Annotated in this window: 21 protein-coding genes; 8 read left to right on the plus strand and 13 right to left on the minus strand. The window is 71.6% G+C overall.

Annotated elements, in window-relative coordinates; translation table 11 throughout:
* On the minus strand, positions 1 to 1,555 hold a 1,555-nt coding region (locus ACPXB1_RS23390), incomplete at its 3' end, for a HAMP domain-containing protein (protein ID WP_425735775.1).
* Positions 1,556 to 1,815: 260 nt separating this feature from the next.
* Here ACPXB1_RS23390 and ACPXB1_RS23395 point away from each other — a divergent pair.
* A complete protein-coding gene (locus tag ACPXB1_RS23395; RefSeq protein ID WP_355587950.1) occupies positions 1,816 to 3,873 on the plus strand; it encodes a SpoIIE family protein phosphatase in 2,058 nt (685 codons plus the stop codon).
* A gap of 25 nt (positions 3,874 to 3,898) precedes the next feature.
* Here ACPXB1_RS23395 and ACPXB1_RS23400 read toward each other — a convergent pair whose 3' ends face one another.
* On the minus strand, positions 3,899 to 5,257 hold the full coding sequence (locus tag ACPXB1_RS23400) for an FAD-binding oxidoreductase (protein ID WP_355627465.1): 1,359 nt from the start codon (positions 5,255 to 5,257) through the stop codon (positions 3,899 to 3,901).
* Between the two features lie 97 nt (positions 5,258 to 5,354).
* Between ACPXB1_RS23400 and ACPXB1_RS23405 the strand changes: the two genes are divergently transcribed.
* Both ACPXB1_RS23405 and ACPXB1_RS23410 read left to right on the plus strand, forming a co-directional pair.
* Positions 5,355 to 7,451, plus strand: a complete 2,097-nt coding sequence (locus ACPXB1_RS23405) for a S9 family peptidase (protein ID WP_355587946.1) — start codon at positions 5,355 to 5,357, stop codon at positions 7,449 to 7,451.
* A 123-nt stretch (positions 7,452 to 7,574) separates the two neighbouring features.
* Positions 7,575 to 7,760: a hypothetical protein gene (locus ACPXB1_RS23410; RefSeq protein ID WP_425735776.1), complete on the plus strand. Its 186-nt coding sequence runs from the start codon at positions 7,575 to 7,577 to the stop codon at positions 7,758 to 7,760.
* A gap of 7 nt (positions 7,761 to 7,767) precedes the next feature.
* Here ACPXB1_RS23410 and ACPXB1_RS23415 read toward each other — a convergent pair whose 3' ends face one another.
* From ACPXB1_RS23415 to ACPXB1_RS23430, 4 genes are all read right to left on the minus strand, one after another.
* Positions 7,768 to 9,291: an FtsX-like permease family protein gene (locus ACPXB1_RS23415; RefSeq protein ID WP_355587942.1), complete on the minus strand. Its 1,524-nt coding sequence runs from the start codon at positions 9,289 to 9,291 to the stop codon at positions 7,768 to 7,770.
* Positions 9,288 to 9,989 carry an ABC transporter ATP-binding protein gene (locus tag ACPXB1_RS23420; protein ID WP_053652147.1) on the minus strand — a complete coding sequence of 234 codons (702 nt, stop codon included), beginning with the start codon at positions 9,987 to 9,989 and terminating at the stop codon, positions 9,288 to 9,290. Before ACPXB1_RS23420 ends, ACPXB1_RS23415 begins: the two co-directional genes overlap by 4 nt.
* Complete coding sequence (locus ACPXB1_RS23425) at positions 9,986 to 10,522, minus strand: PadR family transcriptional regulator (RefSeq protein ID WP_355587940.1); 537 nt, start codon at positions 10,520 to 10,522, stop codon at positions 9,986 to 9,988. Before ACPXB1_RS23425 ends, ACPXB1_RS23420 begins: the two co-directional genes overlap by 4 nt.
* Positions 10,523 to 10,600: 78 nt before the next feature.
* Complete coding sequence (locus ACPXB1_RS23430; protein WP_355587938.1) at positions 10,601 to 11,176, minus strand: TIGR03086 family metal-binding protein; 576 nt, start codon at positions 11,174 to 11,176, stop codon at positions 10,601 to 10,603.
* A gap of 31 nt (positions 11,177 to 11,207) precedes the next feature.
* On the opposite strand from ACPXB1_RS23430, the gene ACPXB1_RS23435 reads away from it, so the two are divergent.
* Positions 11,208 to 12,020: an AraC family transcriptional regulator gene (locus tag ACPXB1_RS23435; protein ID WP_355587936.1), complete on the plus strand. Its 813-nt coding sequence runs from the start codon at positions 11,208 to 11,210 to the stop codon at positions 12,018 to 12,020.
* A 7-nt stretch (positions 12,021 to 12,027) separates the two neighbouring features.
* Here ACPXB1_RS23435 and ACPXB1_RS23440 read toward each other — a convergent pair whose 3' ends face one another.
* The 6 genes from ACPXB1_RS23440 to ACPXB1_RS23465 are packed head-to-tail and all read right to left on the minus strand — an operon-like array spanning position 12,028 to position 17,626.
* Positions 12,028 to 13,572, minus strand: coding sequence for a SpoIIE family protein phosphatase (locus tag ACPXB1_RS23440; RefSeq protein WP_425735777.1), 1,545 nt, complete (start codon positions 13,570 to 13,572; stop codon positions 12,028 to 12,030).
* Positions 13,569 to 14,930 carry a sensor histidine kinase gene (locus ACPXB1_RS23445; protein ID WP_425735778.1) on the minus strand — a complete coding sequence of 454 codons (1,362 nt, stop codon included), beginning with the start codon at positions 14,928 to 14,930 and terminating at the stop codon, positions 13,569 to 13,571. The genes ACPXB1_RS23440 and ACPXB1_RS23445 overlap by 4 nt, the downstream gene beginning before the upstream one ends.
* Complete coding sequence (locus ACPXB1_RS23450) at positions 14,927 to 15,940, minus strand: SpoIIE family protein phosphatase (protein ID WP_425735790.1); 1,014 nt, start codon at positions 15,938 to 15,940, stop codon at positions 14,927 to 14,929. The genes ACPXB1_RS23445 and ACPXB1_RS23450 overlap by 4 nt, the downstream gene beginning before the upstream one ends.
* The gene (locus ACPXB1_RS23455) at positions 15,937 to 16,356 is read right to left on the minus strand and encodes an anti-sigma regulatory factor (RefSeq protein WP_355587931.1); all 420 of its coding nucleotides are present in this window, start codon (positions 16,354 to 16,356) and stop codon (positions 15,937 to 15,939) included. Before ACPXB1_RS23455 ends, ACPXB1_RS23450 begins: the two co-directional genes overlap by 4 nt.
* Positions 16,353 to 16,766, minus strand: a complete 414-nt coding sequence (locus ACPXB1_RS23460; protein ID WP_355587930.1) for an STAS domain-containing protein — start codon at positions 16,764 to 16,766, stop codon at positions 16,353 to 16,355. The genes ACPXB1_RS23455 and ACPXB1_RS23460 overlap by 4 nt, the downstream gene beginning before the upstream one ends.
* Positions 16,766 to 17,626 carry an STAS domain-containing protein gene (locus ACPXB1_RS23465; RefSeq protein ID WP_425735779.1) on the minus strand — a complete coding sequence of 287 codons (861 nt, stop codon included), beginning with the start codon at positions 17,624 to 17,626 and terminating at the stop codon, positions 16,766 to 16,768. The genes ACPXB1_RS23460 and ACPXB1_RS23465 overlap by 1 nt, the downstream gene beginning before the upstream one ends.
* A gap of 165 nt (positions 17,627 to 17,791) precedes the next feature.
* Between ACPXB1_RS23465 and ACPXB1_RS23470 the strand changes: the two genes are divergently transcribed.
* Positions 17,792 to 18,148: an STAS domain-containing protein gene (locus ACPXB1_RS23470; protein ID WP_053652127.1), complete on the plus strand. Its 357-nt coding sequence runs from the start codon at positions 17,792 to 17,794 to the stop codon at positions 18,146 to 18,148.
* Positions 18,149 to 18,161: 13 nt separating this feature from the next.
* Here ACPXB1_RS23470 and ACPXB1_RS23475 read toward each other — a convergent pair whose 3' ends face one another.
* Positions 18,162 to 19,436: an MFS transporter gene (locus ACPXB1_RS23475; protein ID WP_425735780.1), complete on the minus strand. Its 1,275-nt coding sequence runs from the start codon at positions 19,434 to 19,436 to the stop codon at positions 18,162 to 18,164.
* A 50-nt stretch (positions 19,437 to 19,486) separates the two neighbouring features.
* Here ACPXB1_RS23475 and ACPXB1_RS23480 point away from each other — a divergent pair, with 50 nt between their 5' ends.
* The 3 genes from ACPXB1_RS23480 (at position 19,487) to ACPXB1_RS23490 (ending at position 21,026) form a co-directional block, all read left to right on the plus strand.
* A complete protein-coding gene (locus tag ACPXB1_RS23480) occupies positions 19,487 to 20,179 on the plus strand; it encodes a FadR/GntR family transcriptional regulator (protein WP_425735781.1) in 693 nt (230 codons plus the stop codon).
* 39 nt (positions 20,180 to 20,218) lie between these two features.
* A complete protein-coding gene (gene mscL, locus ACPXB1_RS23485) occupies positions 20,219 to 20,692 on the plus strand; it encodes a large conductance mechanosensitive channel protein MscL (RefSeq protein ID WP_355587924.1) in 474 nt (157 codons plus the stop codon).
* Positions 20,693 to 20,774: 82 nt separating this feature from the next.
* Entirely contained in the window at positions 20,775 to 21,026 is a 252-nt protein-coding gene (locus ACPXB1_RS23490; RefSeq protein WP_355587922.1) for a hypothetical protein, read from the plus strand.
* The last annotated feature ends 290 nt before the right edge of the window (positions 21,027 to 21,316 follow it).

A 21,316-nucleotide genomic window follows, 5' to 3' on the forward strand; every position in this document is an offset into this window, starting at 1 on the left:
TGACGGTCGACTTCAACTCAAGGATCTCGCCCCGGGCATCCACAGTGATCTTCTGCGACAGGTCACCCTTCGCCACCGCCGTGGTCACCGAGGCGATGTTGCGGACCTGACTGGTCAGGTTGGACGCCATCGAGTTCACGTTGTCGGTCAGATCCCGCCACGTACCGCTGACGCCCTTGACCTGGGCCTGACCACCGAGGTTGCCCTCGGTGCCGACCTCGCGGGCCACCCGCGTCACCTCGTCGGCGAACGACGAGAGCTGGTCCACCATCGTGTTGACTGTGTTCTTCAGCTCCAGGATCTCGCCCTGCGCGTCGACGGTGATCTTCTGCGACAGGTCACCCTTCGCCACCGCCGTCGACACCTGCGAGATGTTGCGGACCTGGCTGGTCAGGTTGCCGGCCAGCTGGTTGACGTTCTCGGTGAGGTCGCGCCAGGTGCCGGAGACCCCGCGCACCTGTGCCTGACCACCCAACTTGCCCTCGATGCCGACCTCGCGGGCCACCCGCGTCACCTCGTCGGCGAACGACGACAACTGGTCCACCATCGTGTTGACGGTGTCCTTGAGCTCCAGGATCTCGCCCTGCGCCGCAACGGTGATCTTCTGCGACAGGTCACCCCGCGCCACCGCCGTCGACACCTGGGCGATGTTGCGCACCTGGGCCGTCAGGTTCGACGCCATCGAGTTGACGCTGTCGGTGAGGTCCTTCCAGGTGCCGGCCACGTTCGGCACGTCCGCCTGACCGCCGAGCTTGCCCTCGGTGCCCACCTCCCGGGCCACCCGGGTCACCTGCTCGGCGAAGAGCCGCAGGGTGTCGGTGAGGTAGTTCATCGTGTCGGCCAGTTCGGCGACCTCGCCCCGCGCACTGACCGTGATCTTCTGCGACAGGTCACCCTTGGCCACCGCTGTCGCCACCTGTGAGATCGACCGCACCTGGCCGGTCAGGTTCGACGCCATGGTGTTCACCGAGTCGGTGAGGTCCTTCCAGGTGCCGGCCACACCCCGCACATCGGCCTGGCCGCCAAGCTTGCCCTCGGTGCCCACCTCCCGGGCCACCCGGGTCACCTCGTTGGAGAATGACGAGAGCTGGTCGACCATCGTGTTGACAGTGCGGCCGATCCGCAGGTATTCGCCGCGCAGCGGCCGGCCGTCGATCTCCAGGGCCATGTGCTGGGACAGGTCGCCGTCCGCGACCGCCACGATGACCCGGGCGATCTCGGTAGTCGGCCGGCCCAGGTCGTCGATCAGCGAGTTGACGGCCCGCTGCGCCTCCGCCCAGGCGCCGTCCAACCCCTCGTCGTCGAGCCGTTCGGTGAGCCGGCCGTCCCGACCGACGATCCGACTGATCCGCCGCAGGTCCAGGTACTGCTGCTCCTGGACCGAGACCACCTCGTTGAAGGCGTCCGCCACCTCGCCGGCCTTGCCGGCGCGGCGGGGAAGCCGGACCTTCAGGTCGCCGCGACGGACCCGTCGCAGCGCCTCGGTCAACTCACCGAGGAGCGCCTCGTGGTCGGGCGCGGACGGATCCGCCACCGACTGCTTCGCCGTGGTCATCATTCCTCGCTCAACTCGGGGACGCCGGCCCTGCGCGACACGCCGGCACCCCATATTGTGCCTGCGTCCGCCGCAGTGCCAGGGTTCGCGACCCGCCGACCGACCCGCGATCGACCTCCGTGAGCACTCCGACCCGCCCACGGGGTCCCACACCGGTACGCCCGCGCCCATACCTCGCCCGAGCGCCGTTCCCCCGCCAGCACGGTCCTCGATCGTTGATCGGCTTGGCACCCGGTAGGGGAACGGTGGAGGATACGAGGGTGTCAGCCGAGGCGGGGCCCGCGACGCCCGGGGCCCGGAACGGGGCGGCCCGGAGTGTCCGCCTGCCCGCTGACCGTCGTACGCCCGCTGCCGCCCGCGCTGTCGTCCGCTCGGTGCTGACCGAGGCGCACCTGGACGACCTGGTTAACGAAGCGTTGCTGCTCACCACCGAGCTGACCACGAACGCCGTCGAGCACGCCCGTACCGAACTGGACATCGAGGTCGTCGCGGACGAGATCGGGCTCACCGTGACCGTCTCCGACTTCGCGCCCGGCTCCGGCGACGACGAGCTGACCATCGGCAGCCGCAACGACGCGACCGAGATCAACGAGGTGTCCGAGCGAGGTCGCGGACTGCTGCTAGTCGACCACTTCGCCAGCTGCTGGGGCACCACGTACCTGCCCACCGGCAAGGGCGTCTGGTTCCGGCTGGACCGGCCCGGTGCCGACCCGGCGCCCGGCTCCGGCGGTACGTCGCCGACGCCCGGTGCCGCCGACAATGCCGCGCCGAGCGCCAGCGCCATGAGCGAACTCATGCAGACCGCCCCCGACGCGTACGCGGACGATCCACTGCCCGACTTCGCCGCCAGTCTGCTCAGCCGACTCGCCGAGATGGTCGGCGCGGCCGGTGGCACGATCCGTCTGGACCGGGGCGACGGGCAGGGTCCACAACTGCTCGCGCGCTTCGGCCGGCAGCCCCGCCCCGGCAGCGAACTGCTCCGGGTGCCCCTGACGGTGCAGCGCCCGTACGCCGGGGAGCTGGAGCTGGATGCCGCGCCGTCGGCGTACGCCAGGCCGCTGGCGGTGCTCACGGCCGAACGGCTGTCGCTGCACCTGGAGAACGACCGGCTGCGCCGGGCCGACGTCCGCCGGCAGGCGTGGTTGACGTTCCTGGCCGAGGTGAGCGAACTGCTTGCGCAGTCGTTGGACGTCGAGCTGACGATGGCGCTGATCCCGCAGCTCGTGGTGCCGCGGCTCGGCCAGTGGTGCGCTGTGCACACCACCGACGAGTGGGGCCGGCTCCGGCTGGCGGCGGCCAGCCACGCCGACGAGTCGGTGCTGCCGCAGTTGCACAAGGTGCTGGCGGAGACCGGCCCGGATTCGATCCAGGCCCGGCTGCGTGAGGCGTCCCGGACTGCGGCGCAGATCCCGCTCGGCGGGCCGATGGATGGTTTCGCCGTCCCGCTCATCGCCCGGGGTCAGCGGCTCGGCACCCTGGCGGTGGGCCGGCACCAACGGCACCGGCACGATCCGGACCAGGTGGCCGTGTTGGAGGATGTGGCCCGGCGGGCCGCGTTGGCCATCGAGAACGCCCGCATCCACGCCGAGCGGCGTCGTGTCGCGCAGACACTCCAGCAGTCCCTGCTGCCGCCCGTGCTGCCGGTGGTGGAGGGGATCGGCTTCGCCGCCGAGTACGTCCCGACGGGCGACGACGCGGAGGTGGGCGGCGACTTCTACGACGTGGTACCGCTGCCCGACGGGCGCTCCCTGGTGGTGATCGGGGACGTCTCGGGCAAGGGGGTGCAGGCGGCGGCCGTCACCGGACTGGTCCGGGACGTGATCCGGGTGCTGGTCGGCGATGGGAAGCCGCTGCCGGAGGCGCTGGCCCGGCTCAACCAGACGCTTGTCGAGCGGGGCGGCGGCCGATACTGCACGCTTGCCCTCGCGGCGGTCGGGATGGGTGACGGTGGTCAGCTGGAGGTCTCGCTGCACCTGGCCGGGCACGACCGGCCAGTGCTGCTGGCCGGCGCGGGTGGCGCCGAGTTCGTCGGCACCGGGGGGACGGCGCTGGGCCTGCTCGACACGATCATCTCGCCGACGGCGGAGATCACGCTCGCGCCGGGCGACTCGCTGATCTTCTACACCGACGGGGTCACGGAGCGTCGACGCGGCAGGGAGCTGTTCGGCACGGACCGGCTGCGCCATGCCGCAGCACCTCTGGCCGGATATTCCGCCGACGTGGTGGCCGCCCGACTGCGGGCCGCCGCGATCAACTTCTCGGTCGAACCGCCCCGCGACGACATCGCCATCCTGGTGCTCCGCAACGACACGATCTGACCGGCCGACGCCACGCTTCCGGGGGTCAACGGCCGCCGGGGAGGCGGCCCGGGGCGAGGCGGTGCTCCGGGTCGAGGTGCTCCTTGGCGGCCTTGAGGCGGGCCAGACCAGCCAGCTCACCCCACATGTCGACGGCCTGTCGGACCGCTGCGGGGGCGGAGACGACAACGCATCGGCCCTGCCGCGCCAGCAGCACCCCCCGGACGGCGGCCAGAATGGACGCCACCCGGTCGGGTGCCATTGCGCCGGGCAGCGCCGCGTGCACCACGCCCAGCCCGGCGGAGCCCCGCACCGGCACCGGGGAGCCGGCCGCGTCGCGCAGTGCGTAGACGGCGGCGTGCAGATCGCCGATCGGCACCTCCAGGCGCAGCGCCGTGTCGCCGGGAGCGAACGGGTAGCGGCGCCACCACGGCGGCGCGGAGTGGGTGACCGTCGCCTCCCCGTGCAGCAGGCCGACCAGGCGCTCGGCGCGTTCGGTCACGTCGGCGGGGCCGCCTTCCAGCAGCACCACCAGGCTGCCCGCCCGGGATGGGGCGCTGGCCCGTCCCGACATCGACGGGTGGCGCTCCCGGGCGGTCGCGGCGGGATGGCCGGGCGGGTACGGGGTGCGCGGCCGAGGTGCCCCGGCGGGTAGGTCCAGCTCGATGGCCGCCGGCTCCAGTCGGGCGGCGAGGATCGTCCGGACCAGGTCGTGGACCTCAAGCGGGGTCCACACCGGCCGGGACACCCAGAGCCGGCTGGCTGGCACCGGCTGCACCCGCAGGCTTGCCGAGACCAGCACGCCGAGGGCACCCTGCGAGCCGCAGAGCAGGCGGGCCAGGTCGAGCCCGGGTGCGCCGCCACCGGCGCTGACCAGCTCGCCGTCGGCACCCAGGTAGCGGACCCCGATGAGCTGGTCGCAGGGGCTGCCGTGCCGGTGTCGCAGCGGGCCGGCCTCCCCGGCGGCGAGCACCCCGCCCAGGGTCGCGCCCGGCGAGGGGGCGTCCATTGCGAGTCGCTGCCCGGTGCGCTCCAGAGTGGCCTGGACCGCCCGTAGCGGCGTGCCGGCACCCACCTCGGCCACCGGTGCGCCCACCGGCTCGTGACCGATGCCTGCCAGGCGGCCGGTGTCGAGCACGATGTCGACCTGCGTGGGCGTGGCACCCCAGTCGATCTTCGTGCCGGCGCCGCGGGGCACCACCGCCAGGTCGTGCGCGGCGGCCAGCCGCAGCACCTCGGCTGCGGCGTGTGGGCCACCCGGTACTGCCACCCAGCGGGCCGGGCGCCCGGCGACCTCGTCGGCCGGCCCGGCGAGGCGGGAGAACGGTGGACCGCAGATCGCCGCCAACCGCCGGGTGATCTCGATAGCGCCGGACCGACCGAGGGAACTCGCTGCTGCCGCCATGGCGGCTATCGTACATGTGTTCGAATGCCATGGTCACGGCATTCGGGGATGCCGCTGGTCCGGCGCGCGGAGCGGGCCGGCCGGTAACGTGGCCGCCGTGACCACCGAGACTGCCCCGCCCGCGGCGAAGCGGGTGCCCACCGAGCGCACCCACCACGGCGACACCGTCATCGACGAGTACGCCTGGCTCGCCGCCAAGGACGACCCGGAGACGATCGCCTACCTGACCGCCGAGAACGCGTACACCGAGGAGCGCACCGCGCACCTGGCGGCCCTCCGCGGAGAATTGTTCGAGGAGACCCGCCAGCGGACCCGGGAGACCGACCTGTCGGTGCCGACCCGCAAGGGCGGACACTGGTACTACACGCGCACCGTGGAGGGTCAGCAGTACGGGGTGCAGTGCCGCCGCGCGGTCCGCGACGGCGAGACCGAGCCGCCGGTCAGCGCGGACGGCGCACCGCTGGACGGCGAAGAGGTGCTGCTCGACGGCAACCTGCTTGCCGAGGGGCACGACTTCTTCTCGCTCGGCGCGTTCGACGTCAGCCCGGACGGTCGCTGGCTTGCCTACTCCACCGACTTCTCCGGCGACGAGCGTTTCACACTGCGCGTCAAGGACCTGAGCACCGGTGAGCTGCTGCCGGACGAGGTGCCCGACACGTTCTACGGCACGGCCTGGTCAGCCGACGCGTCGGTGCTGTTCTACGTGACAGTGGACGACGCCTGGCGGCCCAACCGGGTGTGGCGGCACACCATCGGCTCCGCCTCCTCCGACGACGTGGTGGTCCACCAGGAGGACGACGAGCGGTTCTGGGTGGGCGTGGAGCTGACCCGGTCGGAGAAGTTCATCCTGATCGACATCCACAGCAAGATCACCAGCGAGGTGCTGGTGATCCCGGCCGGCAACCCGACGGGTGCGCCCGCCGTGATCGCGCCTCGCCGTCAGGGCGTGGAGTACGCCGTCGAGCACCACGGCCACCGCTTCCTGATCCTGCACAACGACGGTGCGGAGGACTTCGCGCTGGCGTTCACCTCGGCCGACGTACCGGGTGACTGGGTGCCGCTGATCGAGCACACCCCGGGCACCCGGCTGGAGGCCGTGGACGCGTTCGCGAACCACCTCGTGGTGTCGCTGCGCACCGAAGGGCTCACCGGGCTCCGGGTGCTGCCGGTGGGCAGCGACGACGCGTACGACATCGACTTTCCCGAGCCGCTCTACAGCGTCGGGCTGGACTCCAACCCGGAGTACCGCACCGGGCAGGTCCGCCTGCGCTACTCCTCGCTTGTCACCCCCGACTCGGTCTACGACTACGACCTGGTGACCCGGCAGATGGTGCTGCGCAAGCAGAAGCCGGTGCTGCCCGGTCCGGACGGCCGGCCGTACGACCCGGCCGAGTACGAGCAGCACCGCGACTGGGCGCTCGCCGACGACGGCACGAGGGTGCCGATCTCGCTTGTCTGCCGGGTCGGCACGCCCCGCGACGGCTCGGCGCCCTGCGAGCTGTACGGCTACGGCTCGTACGAGGCGAGCATGGACCCGTGGTTCTCGGTGGCCCGACTGTCCCTGCTGGACAGGGGTGTCATCTTCGCTGTGGCGCACACCCGGGGTGGCGGTGAGCTGGGCCGCCGCTGGTACGACCAGGGCAAGCTGCTGGCCAAGAAGAACACCTTCACCGACTTCGTGGCGTGCGCCCGGCACCTGGTCAAGGCCGGCTGGACGGCAAGCGACAGGCTGGTCGCCAGGGGCGCTTCGGCCGGCGGCCTGCTGATGGGCGCGGTCGCCAACCTCGCCCCGGACGCGTTCACAGGGATCGTCGCGCAGGTGCCGTTCGTGGACGCGCTCACGTCGATCCTCGACCCGTCGCTGCCGCTCACCGTCACCGAGTGGGAGGAGTGGGGCAACCCCCTCGAAGACCCCGAGGTGTACGCGTACATGAAGTCGTACACGCCGTACGAGAACGTTGCTGCGCTTGACTATCCGGCGATCCTCGCGGTGACCAGTCTCAACGACACGCGGGTGCTCTACTCCGAGCCGGCGAAGTGGGTCGCGCGCCTGCGGGCTGTCGCTCCGACCGGCGACTACCTGCTCAAGACCGAGATGGGCGCCGGGCACGGAGGCCCGAGCGGCCGCTACGACGCCTGGCGCGAGGAGGCGTTCATCAACGCCTGGATCCTGGACCGCATCGGTCGCGCCTGACCGGGCGTTGATCGCGCCCGATCCTGGAGGTCCCCTCGGCAGCCCGGGGAGCCCCCGACATCCGGGATCGGGCGCGATCACGCCTGCCACACCCGCCCACGGGACACGCCCTAGACTTTCGGGGTGACCGAGGTTACGGACGGCGACGACGGATCCGCCGAGGAGGCCCGCCGGCCGAGCATCGCGGCAGTGGCCCGCGACCGCCGGGTGTGGCTGATCCTCGCGGTGGTCGCCGGCCTCCTGGTCTGCTGCTGCTCGGCCATCATCGGCTCGCTTGTCGCACTCTCCACCGGCCTGCTGAGGGCCTGACGCGAGGTCACGTCGTGCGCAGCTCGTCCACAGCGGTGCTCATGCGCAGGAAGAGCAGGCCGACACCGACCGTCACCAGCACCGCCGCCAACGCGCCGGCACCGAGCCAGGCCAGATGCTCCAGGGGTACGGCGACAGCGCGCTCGGTACTGCCGGTCTGCATGATCCGGGTGTACTGCGCACGGGTGGCCGGGTCTGCGCAGAGCGCGGCCGTGGCCTCGCAGACCTCGCTCGACAGCTCCCCGTTCCCCACCGACGGAAAAAGCCCCCGACCGAGCGACGCTCCCACTGTGAGGGCGAGCAGGATCGCCGGCACCGCTGGCGCGAGTGCCTGCCAGGCCACGGAACGGCTCAGCGTGGCGCGGGGCACGCCGGTGGCGACAAGCGCGGCGTACGCGCGCCGACGGGCGACGATGCCCTCGACAAGCGCGACCATCAGCCCGCACGCCGCGAGCAGCACGGCCATCCCCACCGCGGCGTCGACAAGGTCCATTGTCGCCAGGTAGAACGGATCGGAGCCGTCGGCCACGCCGGCGAGCCGGTTCTGCTCCCGTTGGAGCGAGTCCTGGGCGACGAAGTAGGCGCGCAGCGCCGCCGCGCCGGCACCGAAGATCACGGCGGCCAGCAGCGCCGCGAACGTACGGCTGCCCGCCCACGGGTCGGCCATCAGCCTGCCCGCAGCGAGCAGTGCCGGTGCGCGGCGGGCGTGCCGGCGCAGCAGACGCCCGCAGGTGTACGAGATCCAGCCGGTGCCGGAGAGCACGCCGACCATCGCCGTCAGACCGCCCACAGTGAACAGCAGCGGCACCAGCCAGTTCACAAGCGACGCGTTGCCGCTGAAGCGGTAGGCCACCGGACGCACCGCGACGAAGCAGAGCAGCCCAAGCCCGATCAGCGGCCCCGCCCACAGGCGCGGACCACGCTCCCGGGCGGCTCGGCGGCTCACCCCGAGCGGGCTCGTAGTGACAGTGCGCAGCATCAGAGCCGTGGCCAGGGCCGCGATCAACGGCAGCCCCAGCACCACCGCCGCCAGCGCGCCTGTCGACGGCAGCACGTCGGTGGGCAGCGCCAGCCGGCCCTGCGCGTCCGGCCTGTGCAGCAACTCCCGCCCGCCGAGATAGACGCCCAGCCCGGCGAGGGTGCCGAACAGGCTCGCCAGGCCGGTCTCCAGCACGGCCAGGCGCGTCACCTGACCGGGGGTGGCGCCGGCCAGCCGGAGCGCGGCAAGCCGCCGGTCCCGGGCCGGCGCCCCGAGCCGGGCGCACTGCCCGGCAAGCGTCAGCACCGGAACGGCGAGCATGAGCAGCGCGAACGCTGTCCCCCCGCGCAGCCCCGGCTCCCGCAGCAACGCGTTGCGGTACTGCTCGGACTCCACGTAGGCGTCGCCTGCGGGTTTCTGGATGGCCAGCACTGTGAGCGCCGCCAGCCCGGCCAGGGTCGCCAGCAGGGCGCTGAGCGCGGTGAGCACCGCACGGGCCGTGTCGGTGCGGTTGCCCGCGAGCGCCAGCCGGACCAGCGTCGCCAGCTTCACCGCTGGCCGCCGGCCACCGGCAGGTCGAGCCCCAGGCCGGTGTGGTCCACCAGGCCGTCGCGCAGCACGATCTCCCGATCGGCGTACGCGGCGATTCGCGGCTCGTGGGTGACAAGCACGACTGCGGTGCGCTGCTCACGGGCGAGCCGGACCAGCTGGGTGAGGACCTGCTCACCGGTGAGCGTGTCCAGTGCGCCTGTCGGCTCGTCGGCGAAGAGCACCCGAGGCTCGGTGACAAGCGCCCGCGCGGTGGCACAACGCTGCTGCTGACCGCCGGACATCTCACCCGGCCGCACGTCGGCCAGCTCGGCCACCCCGAACCGTTCCAACCAGGTGAGCGCCGCCGTCCGTGCCTCTCGCCGCCCCGTGCCGGCGAGGAGCAGTGGCAGTGCGACGTTCTCCGCCGCGGTCAGCTCGGCGACCAGTTGGCCGAACTGGAACAGCACCCCGAACTCGGTGCGCCGTAGCCGGGAACGGGCCGCCTCCGACCAGGTGTCGATGCGGTGCCCACGCCAGGTGACCTCCCCTGCGTCCGGCCGGAGAATCCCGGCCAGGCAGTGCAGCAGTGTCGACTTGCCGCAGCCGCTCGGGCCGGTGACGGCGACGATCTCACCCTCGGCCACGTCGAGGGTGACGCCACGCAGGGCGGGCGTCGGCCCGTACGCCCGAACCACCCCGCGAGCCTGGAGTTGCGTCACGGATGCACCTCCCGGTACCAGTCGGCGACCCGGCCCAGGGTGGTGTGCAACCACCGTAGGTCCGCATCGAGGTGTGCGATAGCGAAGTCGGCAGCGATCACATCGCTGACGGAGGCCGCCGGGTCGGTCTTGACCGAGGTCAGCTCACGCAGTCGTGCGGTGTGCGCGGCGCGCTGTGCGACCAGGTACGACCGGGCCCTGTCGATGTCGGCGACAAGCAGCGCCACCACGACCTTCGTGAAGAGCGTGCTCGCCACGTACGGCATCGGTGTCTCGACAGTTGACAGCCACTCGTCAAGAGCGGACCGCCCGTCACCTGTCAACGCGTACGCCGTGCGGTCCGGACCGGACGCCCGGTCCTGGCCGGCGGCGGCGACCAGGCCGTCCCGTTCGAGACGGCCGAGGGTCGCGTAGACCTGCCCGAAGGCAAGCGGTCGAGCCCGGGGCAGCCGCTCGTCGTGCGCCCGCTTGAGCTCATAGCCGTGCCGGCTACCTCCGGCAAGCAACCCGAGCAGAACATGCGGCGTCGACACGCCACCACTATTCGCTCAGCGAATACCTGTGTCAACACCTCTGCCCGGCGGGGCGGGTCAGGGCGGGGCGGGGGCAGGTCAGGTTGAGGTGGGCCAGGTGGGTGTGCGGCCGGTCTGGGCCAGAAGCCGATGCAGGTCGGGCACGTCGTCGACGGTGGTGGGTGGCGGGTCGGCGAAGACGCCCATCTTGCGGGCCGTCGGCCCCAACTGCTCGACCAGCTCGTGCAGCGCGGCAACGGCCTCCGGAGCCGGCTGGTACGGCTGGCCGGTCGCCACAGCGAGGTCCCAGCCGTGCACCGTGAGGTCCAGCAGCGCCATGCCGCCCACGACGGCCTGTGGCATGCCCATGCCCGGCGACACGCCCACCAACGACGACGGTTCCGACCAGGCGGCGACCAGCCGGTCCGCCTCCACAGCGAACCGGTCCCGCCAGCCGTCGCCGAGGTGGTCGGGCTTCTCAACCCACTCGACCGGCCGTTTCGCTGCCAACTCCTGGAAGTTCACCACCACCTCGAACAGGTGGTTCAACAGATCACGGACCACGTATTCGCGGCACGGCGTCGGCATGTCGAGTTGGTCGTCGGCGATGGCGCGCACCACGCCGACGGTTCGCGGCGCGGCAGCCGCCAGCAAATCGCTAGTCTGAGTGGCCATAGGGCCAGCGTATGAAGGTGGTCTTGAAGAAATGCGACAGCGACCGCGCGACGACAGCCGGGGCATTCTCGACCCCGCGCGGTTGCTGCGCGAGGTCCGCTTCCGCCGACACCTGCCGGCCGAGCCGCTGCGCCAGTGGGTCGAGCACTACTGGTTGATCGACTGGGCGTTGAGCGCACCGTTCGAGCAGCGGGTGGTGCCACACCCGGCGGTCAACGTGGTGTTCCAACGCGACGGCAGCGGAGGCGACGGCCGCGTACCCGAGGTTGGGGAGGTGGCAGGTGTCGGCCTGGACCTGTTCCGGATCACGCTTACCGGCGCGGGCCGGGTCTGCGGGGTCCAGTTCCGCCCCGGCGGCTTCCGCCCGTTCTGGCGGCGGTCGATCGCCGAGTTGACAGGTCGTCGCCTGCCCCTGCCCGCCGGCCGGCTGCGACGGCCCGACTTCGACGTCTGCGCGGGCACCGACGACGACCGCCGCCGCGCGCTCGACGCCGCCCTCACCGCCTGGGCGCCCGAGCCGGACCCGGCCGCCGAGGAGGCCATCGCGCTGGCCGAGGCGATCCGGACGGACCGCACGGTACTGCGCGTCGACGAGTTCGCCGCACGACACGACCTCCCGGTCCGCCGGCTACAGCGGCTGTTCACCGAGTACGTGGGGGTCGGCCCCAAGTGGGTGATCCGCCGCTACCGGCTTCAGGAGGCAGTCGAGCAGGCGGCCGGCGGCCCGCTGAACTGGGCGGATCTGGCCGTCGACCTCGGGTACAGCGACCAGGCGCACCTGGTCCGCGACTTCACAGCCGTCGCCGGTGTGTCACCTGCCGCGTACGCCCGGTCGGTGCGCTGACGTCGCCTCAGCGGCGGCGCAGCACGACAACGGCCACGTCGTCGTGGATCTTCGGCGGGGCCAACTGCGTCAGCAGCCGGTCACAGAACCGGTTGAGGTCCTCGTCCACTGTGACTGCCACCGCGGCGAGCGCGGCCATCCCCTCGTCGATCGTGGCGTCCCGGCGCTCGATCAACCCGTCGGTGTAGAACACGAGCGTGGCCCCGGCGGGCAACACGAACTCCAGGTCGGCGGGGCGAGGAGCGCGAACGCCGAGCAGCGGCGCCGAGTGCTGCACGAACTCGATCTTGCCGTCCATTGTGAGCACCGGCGGCAGATGGCCGGCGCTGGCCAGCCGGACCCGACCGCTCGGCGGGTGCAGCAGCAGGACGCAGAGCGTGGCCAGCTCGTTCGGCAGCAGGGTCCGCATGAGTTCGTTGACCCGGTGCAGGATCTCGCCGGGCTGGTGCCCCTCGACCGCGTACGCCCGCACCGCGTGCCGCAGCTCGGCCATCACTGTGGCCGCGTGCAGCGAGTGGCCTGCCACGTCACCGATCGCCAGCAGGAGATGCCCGTCGAGCATCACCAGTTCGTAGAAGTCGCCACCCACCTCGGTCTGCGCGCTTGCCGGCTCGTAGCGCACCGCGAGGTCCAGCCCTGCCACCTCGGGCAGCCGGCGCGGAAGCAGGCTGCGTTGCAGGGTGACGGCGATACGGTGCTCCTCGTCGAACGAGCGCTGAGCCTCCACCGCCGCCGCCACCGCCTGGGCGAGCTGCACGAGCACCGGCGTCCGGGCGGTCTGGGTGGCGGTCGGGACCACCACGTACAGCGGCGCGCGATCGTCCCGCAGTCGGGCGGCGGCCACCGTCACCGAGTCGTCGGCCGGCCATTCGATGAGCGCCCAGTTCTCCGGAGACTCCACGCGGACCGTGGCCCCGGTCGGGACGCCCGTGTCGTCGACGATCCACGGCACGACTGTCGCCTCGGCCCCGGGGCCGGCGCTGATCCCGGCGAGGCAGTCACCGTCGAACGTCTCGGCGATCACCGCCGCCGGGCTCTTGAAGATCTCCGCGGCACCCGCGGCGGCGACCTCCAGCAGCCGCGCGAACGTCGGCGCGGCGTGTACCGCCACAGTCGTGTCAGCGAGCCCGAGCAGCCGCTCGGCGAGCAGTTCCGCGCGCTGCCGGGCCTGGTAGTAGCGCAGCACCGCCCGGGTGGTGGCGATCAGCTCCTCAGGCTCGATCGGCTCGGTGAGGTAGGCGTCCGCGCCCCGGGTCAACCCCTGGGCGCGGTCGGCCACATCCACCGCGTGCGCGGACACGTGGATCACCGGCATGGCCGGATGGGACTCCTTGATCCGCTCGCACACCTCGTAGCCGCTCAGGTCGGGCAGCCGGACGTCGAGCACCACGAGGTCGATCCGGTCCGTGTCGACCCGGACCAGCGCCTCCGCGCCGTTCTCCGCCTCCAGCACCGTGAACCCGGCCCGGGTCAGCCAACTGACGAGCAGGTACCGCTTGGTACGGCTGTCATCGACCACCAGGACGATCGCCGCCCCGCCCTCCACCGTCACGCTCCGCCGGAGGGGAGGGAAACCGTGAAGGTGCTGCCCCGGCCGGGCTCACTGCTCAGCTCGAGCGTCCCCCCGAGCAGGGTCACCAACCGCCGGGCGTACGGCAGGCCGAGGCCGGTGCCACCGACCCGGGTCGCGCCCGGCACCTGATAGAACTCCTCGAAGATCCGCTCGTGCAGCTCGGGGGCGATTCCCGCGCCGGTGTCGCTGACCTCGAAGACCCACCGGTCGTCACGGAGCCGGACGCGCAGCCGCACCTCGCCGCGCTCGGTGAACTTCAGCCCGTTGTGCAGCAGGTTACGCAGCACCTGGCCGAGCAGCACCTCGTCGGTACGCAGGACGGCCGGCGCGATCGGCTCCTCCACCACCAACTCCACCTCCGGCCTGGTGGCCAGCGCGCGCAGCGTACCGCGCAGTTGGCCGAAGACGGGGCGCAGATCGACGTCCGCCCAGTCCGGTTGGATCCGGCCGGACTCCGCCTTCGCCAGATCCAGCAGCTCGTTGACCAGGCCGAGCAGGTCGGACGCCGAGGAACGGATCAGACCGACCTGGCGTGCCTGTTCGGCGGTGAGCGGGTCGGAGGCGGAGTCGGAGAGCAACCGCCCCAACCCGATGATCGCGGTCACGGGAGCGCGCAGCTCGTGGCTCACGTTCGCCAGGAACCGGCTCTTGGACTCGCTCGCCGCGCGCAACTGGGCCGACTTCTCGTCCAACTCCGCGTAGAGGGCGACGACGCCCCGGTTGGTCTCCTCCAACTCCTCGGTGAGCTGGTTGTAGAGCGCCAGCACGCCACGGTTGGTTTCGGCCAACTCCTCGTTCAGCACTGCCAACTCGTCGCGTTGGCTGCGCACCTCGTCGAGAGCCGCGATCAGCTGCCCGTTCTGCACCGTCAACTCGTCCAGCGCGCTGGCCGGAGCGCTCAACCCGAGTTCGGCACGGAACTCGGCGAGGCGCTCCGGCGTCGGCGTCGGCGCGTTGGCCGGGACTCGTCGGGACATCCTCACGACCGTAACGCCCTCGACGGTCACCGCGCTCAGTCTGTCGACCAGGCGAGACACCGCAGCGGACTGCGGTTCGTACCGACCGCCGGGCAGGGGGGTCACCGGGGCGAGGTCGGCGCCCAGGTGGAACCGGCCGTCAGGGCCGGCCTCGACGTGGAAGGACACGTCAGCGCCACCGCACATTCGCAACAGGTCCCTGGCGACCTCGCTGAGCGCTGTGGCGATACGGACCTGGTCCTGGTGTTCCAGACCCACCACCGCGGCCACCTCGCGACCCCGCTGACGGATCACGAAGATGTCCTGCTCGACCCGCAGCGTCATCTGCAGCAACGGCAGCGCGCCCGGCTCGCCGCTCATGTCCAGGACCTCGCGGCCAGTACGCAGGCGTCGTCGCGGCGTGTGCCGGCGTCGCGCAGCAGTGTCGCCGCCACCACGAGCGGGGAACGGCCGGCGATGTCCGGGTAGTCGGTCAACCGCCAGCGGTCGACCACGCCGTCGCTGTGCATCACCAGCAGCGCGCCGGGGCCGAACGGATAGTCGTACCCCCGGACGGTCGGCCGTTGGTGCCCGGCGATGCCGGGCAACGACACCAGCCCACGACGTTGGCCGCTGCCCTCGACGACCATTCCGGCGATGTTGCCCAGGCCGGCGTAGTGCAGCACGCCCTCCTCGGGCACCAGCTCGGCCACCGCCAGTGCCGCGCCCCGGGTGTGCGACATGGACCGGTGCAGGTGGCTCACCACCGCCGCGGGTGGGCTGGCCGGCGCGTCACGGAACGCGGCAAGAGCCGCCTCGGTCGCGGCGGCAGCCAGCGGGCCGTGCCCGAGGCCGTCGCTGACCAGCACCTGATGCCGCCCTTCCACCACCCGGACGGCGTACCCGTCGCCGCTTACCGTCTCGCCGGTCAGTGGTCGGGTGAGAGCGCCGGCCCAGGGCGGCCGGGGAGGTGCCGCCGGCCAGACCTGCACAGCGAGCACTGTGCCCCGCCCCGGGAGCGAGTACCCGTCGAACGAGCTGGCCTGCCGGACGATGGCGCCGAGGCCGATGCCGAGCGTGCCCGTGGTGGAGTGCCCGTCCTGGGACGAGACGGTCAGGTCGGCCATGCCGGGGCCGGAGTCGATGGCCACCAGCTCCACGCCGGCCTCTCCGCCGCGGCGGACGGGCCGGAGCAGCAGGACGCCCTCGTCGGCGTGCTTGACGAGGTTGCTGGTCAGCTCGGCCGCGACGATGGCCAGGTCGGCAACGCGCGCCGGAGCCATCTCCAGCTGCGCGCCGAGGCGTTCGGCGGCACGTCGTACGGAGCTGGCAGTGCCGCTGGCCTCCACCCGGAACCAGAGGCCACTGTCGGTGATCAGGTCCTCGTTCACCGGGACCACTTGGTGACCGTGATGCGCGTGCCGGTTTCCTGCGACGTCTCGATCTCGAAATCGTCAACAAGCCGGCGAGACCCGCTGAGCCCGAGGCCGAGGCCGCCGCCGGTGGTGTAGCCGTCGGTCAAGGCCAGGTCGAGATCGGCGATGCCGGGCCCGGAGTCGGCGAAGACGATCCGTACGCCCTTACGTCGGCCGTTGTCCACGATGGTCACCTCGACGGAGCCACCACCGCCGTACACCAGGGTGTTGCGGGCCAGTTCGCTCGCCGCCGTGACCACCTTGGTCTGGTCGACCAGGGACAGTTTGACCGCCACCGCGACGGCACGGACCAGCTGCCGGACGCGGACCACGTCCTCGTCGCTGCGGATCGACTGCGCCTGCGGCGGGCCCACGTCGACGCCAAGGGTCATGGCCTGGCCGTCTCGGCGTCCGGGTCGTCGTCGTCGAACTGGTCGTCCGGATCGTCGGCGCGGGCCGCCGCGACCAGTTCCATGCCCCGCTCGACGTTCAGGGCGGTACGGATGCCGTTGAGCGACAGCCCCAGCTCGACAAGTGTGATGGCGACGGCCGGACGCATCCCGACCACCACCGTCTCCGCGTCGAGCACCTTGGAGATCGACGCGATGGTGGAGAGCATCCGCCCGACGAACGAGTCGACGATGTCCAGGGCTGTGATGTCGATGATGACGCCGTGGCAGCCGGTCGCGACGATCCGCTCGGCGAGATCTTCCTGGAGCTGGACCGCCGTCTGGTCGGACATGTCCAGCTGGATGGAGACGAGCAGGATGTCGCCGATCTTGAGGATCGGCACGCGTTCCATCAGGCGTCCCGGCGTGACTGGCGACGTGCGGTTTCCACCCCGTTGAGCCGCAGCACGTGGCGCAGCGCGTCGGCCAGGCTCGCCTTGGTGGCGATGTCGCCGAACTCGATGCCGAGGGCGACGATGGTCTGCGCGATCTGCGGGCGGATGCCGGAGATGATGCAGTCGGCGCCCATCAGCCGGGCGGCCACCACTGTCTTCAGGATGTGCTGGGCGACCTGGGTGTCGACCGCCGGGACGCCGGTGATGTCGATGATCGCGTACGGGGAGCCCGTGTCGACGAGCGTCTGGAGCAGACGCTCCATCACCACCTGGGCCCGGGCGGAGTCCAGGGTGCCGACGAGCGGTACGGCGACCACGCCCTCCCAGAGCTTGACCACCGGCGTGGAAAGTTCGAGCAGCTGCTCCGCCTGGTCGGCGATCAGGCTCTCCCGGGTACGGACGAAGCTCTCGAAGGTGAACAGGCCCATCTCGTCGACAAGCCCGGAGAAGGCGACGTAGTCGCGCAGTTTGTCGTCGCCGCCGACCTCCTCGACGAGGGAGACCAGCACCTCCTTGAGCGCGAAGACGCTGATCGCGGTCTCGGTGGCGGAGAACCCCTGCCGGGCCCTGCCCCGGGACAGCTCGGAGAGCGCGGCGCGCAACTCGGCCGCACTGTCGGCGGACAGGTTGATGGCACCCTGCTCACCCGTGGTGACGATGGCGTGGTGCAGGTCCTGCACCTGCCGTCGCAGCTCGGCCTGACTCAGCCGGCCGCGGAGCGAACTGGCGATGATCTCGGTCCATCGTTGCGTTACCCGCTCGGCGTGCCCGCCCAGCAGCGCGGCGAGTCGACCACTTTCCTCGGCGTTCAACGCCATTGCGAAACCCCCCTCGACCTGGACCGGCCGGACTCTATCACCGGGGGCTGCAGAGCTAGTTGCTCCGTAGCAACGGAATGACGACGGCCACCGGATCTTGCCTCCCGATCTGCGTACGACACCTGTCGTGGGATACCGTTCCTCCGATAACAGGAGGTCTGGCTTATGTCCTTGACGGTGCACACGGAACAACGCGGCGACGTGGTCGTCGTGTCGGTCGCGGGCGAACTGGACATGGCAACAGCACCGCAGTTGCAGGACCAGATCACCGACCTGCTCGACAAGGGCCGCAGCCGGTTGGTGTTCGACCTGGCGGAGGTTTCGTTCTGCGACTCGACCGGTCTGTCGGTCTTCGTGCGGGCCAAGAACAGCTGCGACGAAGCCGGTGGCGTGGTGCGCCTGGCCGCACCCCAGCGGGGCGTGCTGCGCATCCTCGAGGTGAGCGGGCTGGTCGAGGTGCTGCACACGTACCCGACGGTGGACGAGGCAGTCGCCGGCGAACCGACACCGGCCTCCTCCTGACCGCTGCGGCTGATCACTCGTCCTCGACGTAGCGGGGACGGGCGATCGCCATGCCCGCTGTCGTCTGCACCGCGAGCGCGGCCAGCAGGAACCCGAGCGGAGCCGTCCAGCCTCCGGTGACCTCGTAGAGGATGCCGACCATCAGCGGGCCGAGGGCGGCGATCACGTACCCGGTGCTCTGCGCGAACGCGGACAGCGCCACGGTCCCCTCGGCGGTGCGGGACCGCAGGCCGATGGCGGTCAGGATCATCGGGAACGCTCCCTGGCCGATCGCCAGCAGAGCCACCCAGAGCAGCGCGGCGCCGTGCGGGGCGATCGCCAGCCCGATGTAGCTCAGCGCCGACGCGGCGGTCAGCCCGAGCACCAGCGGACGCAGGGTGGCCAGCCGGCCGGCCACGGTGGGCATGAGCAGCGCGATAGGCACGCCGAGCGCGGTCACCCCGGCGAGCAGCAGCCCCGCCGATTCCGGCTGGTAGCCGGCGTCCCGGAAGAGCTGGGCCAGCCAGCCCATGATCGCGTACCCGCTGAGCGACTGCGCCCCGAAGTAGATGGCCATCGCCCAGCCCAACCGGGTCCGTTCCGGCCGGATCCGGGCCGACGCGGCGGGGCGCGGCGTCGGGGCCGCCCGCCGCGCGGCCGCCCGGGTCCGCAGAGCCAGCGGCACCCACGGGAGTACGGCAAGCGCGGCGAGCGCGGCCCAGATGCCCAGACCGGCCCGCCACGACCCGAAGGCGTGCGCGATCGGCACCGCGGTCGCCGCGGCCACCGTCGTGCCCACTGTCAAAGCCATCGTGTACGCCCCGGTCACCAGGCCGGTGCGGTGCGGGAAGTGCTGCTTGACGAGCATCGGCAGCAGGATGTTCGCCACCGCGATGCCGGCCAGCGCCAGTGCGCTGGTGAGGACGAAGACCCAGGTCGAGTCGGTGAGGACCCGCAGCACCTGGCCGAGGGCCAGGGCGAACATGGCGACCACCAGCACCCGGGCCGGCGCCACCTTGCGGACCAGCCACGGGGTGAGCGCGCCGAGGCCGGCGAAGGCGATTGTCGGCAGGGTGGTGACGAGGCCCGCGGTGACCCCGGACAGCCCCAGCCCGTCGCGGATCTCGTCGAGCAGCGCACCGAGGCTGGTGACTGCGGCGCGCAGGTTGAGCGCCACCAACAGCATCCCGACGAGTACGAGCGCGCCTCCGGTCGCCGGTGGGACCCGACGGCCCGCGCGGATGTCGCCCGCATTGGGGAGGGCGACGGGAGCGGGCGCCGCCGGAGCGGCGGTAGGTGGCGGGGTCATGACCTCTAACCTACAATCATGGGATGAATTCGGGACCGGTGATGTAACCAGTGCCACCCTCAGTTGATTCCCCCGCAGCGCCGCCGGTGCCGCCGCGCGGGCACCGGGTCCGTCAGACCATCGAGCAGCTCCGGTCGCGGATCCTGGGCGGCGAGTGGCCGGTCGGCGGGCGCATCCCCACCGAGCCACAGTTGGTGGCCGCGCTGGGCGTCGGGCGCAACACCGTCCGCGAGGCCGTCCGCGCGCTTCAGCACGCGGGCGTGCTGGAGTGCCGGCAGGGCTCCGGCACGTACGTCGTGTCCACCGACGAACTGGCGCCGGTGGTGGCCCGCCAGCTCGGCGACGACCGGATGACCGAGGTCGTCGAGGTACGGCGCGCCTTCGAGGTGGAAGCGGCCCGGCTCGCCGCGCTGAGGCGTACACCGGAGGACCTGGCGGCGCTCGACGACGCGCTCGCCGAACGTGAGGCGGCCTGGCGCGGCGGCCGGGTCGACGCGTTCGTCGAGGCCGACGCGGCCCTGCACACGGTGGTGGTCGCCGCCGCGCACAACGCCATGCTCGCCGAGCTGTACGCCTCGGTCGGCACCGCCCTGCGCAGCACCGTCGCCCAGGCGATGGGGGACGCACTCACCCCCGAGCGCTACGTCGACCACACCCGGCTGGTCGAGGCGATCCGGGCCGGCGACCCGGCGTTGGCAGCCATCGAAGCCGGCGCTTTTCTGGAGCCCGTCGCGGGGGCATAGGTTGTCCCCGACGGAAAACGGGCCACCTCAGGAGTACGGATGTTCAAGGGCTTCAAAGATTTCATCATGCGCGGCAACGTCGTCGACCTGGCGGTCGGTGTCGTCATCGGTGCCGCGTTCACGACGGTGGTCACGTCGCTGACCAACGCGTTCCTCAAGCCGCTTATCGCGCTGATCGTGCTGTTGATCACCGGTAAGGACAACGGCCTCGAAGGCGCTGCCTGGACGATCCGCGGCGTCGAGTTCGACTGGATCAGCTTCGTCAACGCGGTGATCACGTTCCTGCTCACCGCGGCGGCGCTCTACTTCCTCGTGGTGTTCCCGATGAACAAGCTCGCCGAGCGGCGCAAGCGCGGCGAGGAGCCGCCGCCCTCGGCCCCGAGCGAGGAGGTCAAGCTGCTCACCGAGATCCGGGACGCGCTGGTCTCCGCCGGCCACACCACGCCGGGCCAGCAGCGCGGGGCGCTTGACGACGTGCTGGGCCGCCGCACTGAACCGCCGGCGCCGCGCTGACCCCGAACGGATGCACATCGGCCCCTGCGGGAATCCCGCAGGGGCCGCATCTTCTCGTACGTGTGTTCGATAGAGTCCCGCCATGGAGCAGCGAAAGCACTGGTGGAACGGGAAGTGGGGGCGGCTGGCCCGACGGGACGTCTTCCTGCGGGTGGACGCCGACCGGTGGCACGTCGAGCAGCGAGCCGGCGGCGCCGAGGGCATCTCCCGTTTCTACGAGTACGGCAGTGCTGACGAGGCCGAGGACACCATCCGGGCACTGCTCGACGGCTCCGACGCCTGGCGTGAGCTGTCCCCGCGTCCACCCGGCAGCTGGACCCTGCCGAACGGCTGAGCGGGACGGCGTCGAGGCGGCCGACGCCTTTGCCTCGCCGTCAAGCAGCTCCGGGCCGACCTGCGGGCGGTCCGTGGGGCAGGCCCGCCGCAGCCCGTCGACCCATCGCGGCCCGTCGGCGTCCGTTGCCGCCCCGGCGCTGGAGGCGGTAGTGAATTTGACGGTGATTACTCTGAGACATATTTATGCCTCAGAGTAATCACGCTCTCCGGGCCCACCGCCCCGCCGCCGGTCGCTACCCGGCTGACCGCTAGTCGAGCGGGTCGGCACCGGCGTTTAGCGACGCGCTG

Origin of the sequence: Micromonospora sp. DT68 (assembly GCF_049847245.1) — a bacterium.
Taxonomy (GTDB): Bacteria; Actinomycetota; Actinomycetes; order Mycobacteriales; family Micromonosporaceae; genus Micromonospora; species Micromonospora profundi.

Excerpts from the sequence above, each read along its gene's own strand:
- ACPXB1_RS23460 (WP_355587930.1), bottom strand. The coding sequence starts at position 16,766 with ATGGAACGCGTGCCGATCCTCAAGATCGGCGACATCCTGCTCGTCTCC.
- ACPXB1_RS23490 (WP_355587922.1), top strand. The coding sequence starts at position 20,775 with ATGGAGCAGCGAAAGCACTGGTGGAACGGGAAGTGGGGGCGGCTGGCC.
- ACPXB1_RS23475 (WP_425735780.1), bottom strand. The coding sequence starts at position 19,436 with ATGACCCCGCCACCTACCGCCGCTCCGGCGGCGCCCGCTCCCGTCGCC.
- ACPXB1_RS23445 (WP_425735778.1), bottom strand. The coding sequence starts at position 14,930 with ATGAGCGGCGAGCCGGGCGCGCTGCCGTTGCTGCAGATGACGCTGCGG.
- ACPXB1_RS23465 (WP_425735779.1), bottom strand. The coding sequence starts at position 17,626 with ATGGCGTTGAACGCCGAGGAAAGTGGTCGACTCGCCGCGCTGCTGGGC.
- ACPXB1_RS23400 (WP_355627465.1), bottom strand. The coding sequence starts at position 5,257 with ATGGCGGCAGCAGCGAGTTCCCTCGGTCGGTCCGGCGCTATCGAGATC.
- ACPXB1_RS23435 (WP_355587936.1), top strand. The coding sequence starts at position 11,208 with ATGCGACAGCGACCGCGCGACGACAGCCGGGGCATTCTCGACCCCGCG.
- ACPXB1_RS23430 (WP_355587938.1), bottom strand. The coding sequence starts at position 11,176 with ATGGCCACTCAGACTAGCGATTTGCTGGCGGCTGCCGCGCCGCGAACC.
- ACPXB1_RS23455 (WP_355587931.1), bottom strand. The coding sequence starts at position 16,356 with ATGACCCTTGGCGTCGACGTGGGCCCGCCGCAGGCGCAGTCGATCCGC.
- mscL (WP_355587924.1), top strand. The coding sequence starts at position 20,219 with ATGTTCAAGGGCTTCAAAGATTTCATCATGCGCGGCAACGTCGTCGAC.
- ACPXB1_RS23470 (WP_053652127.1), top strand. The coding sequence starts at position 17,792 with ATGTCCTTGACGGTGCACACGGAACAACGCGGCGACGTGGTCGTCGTG.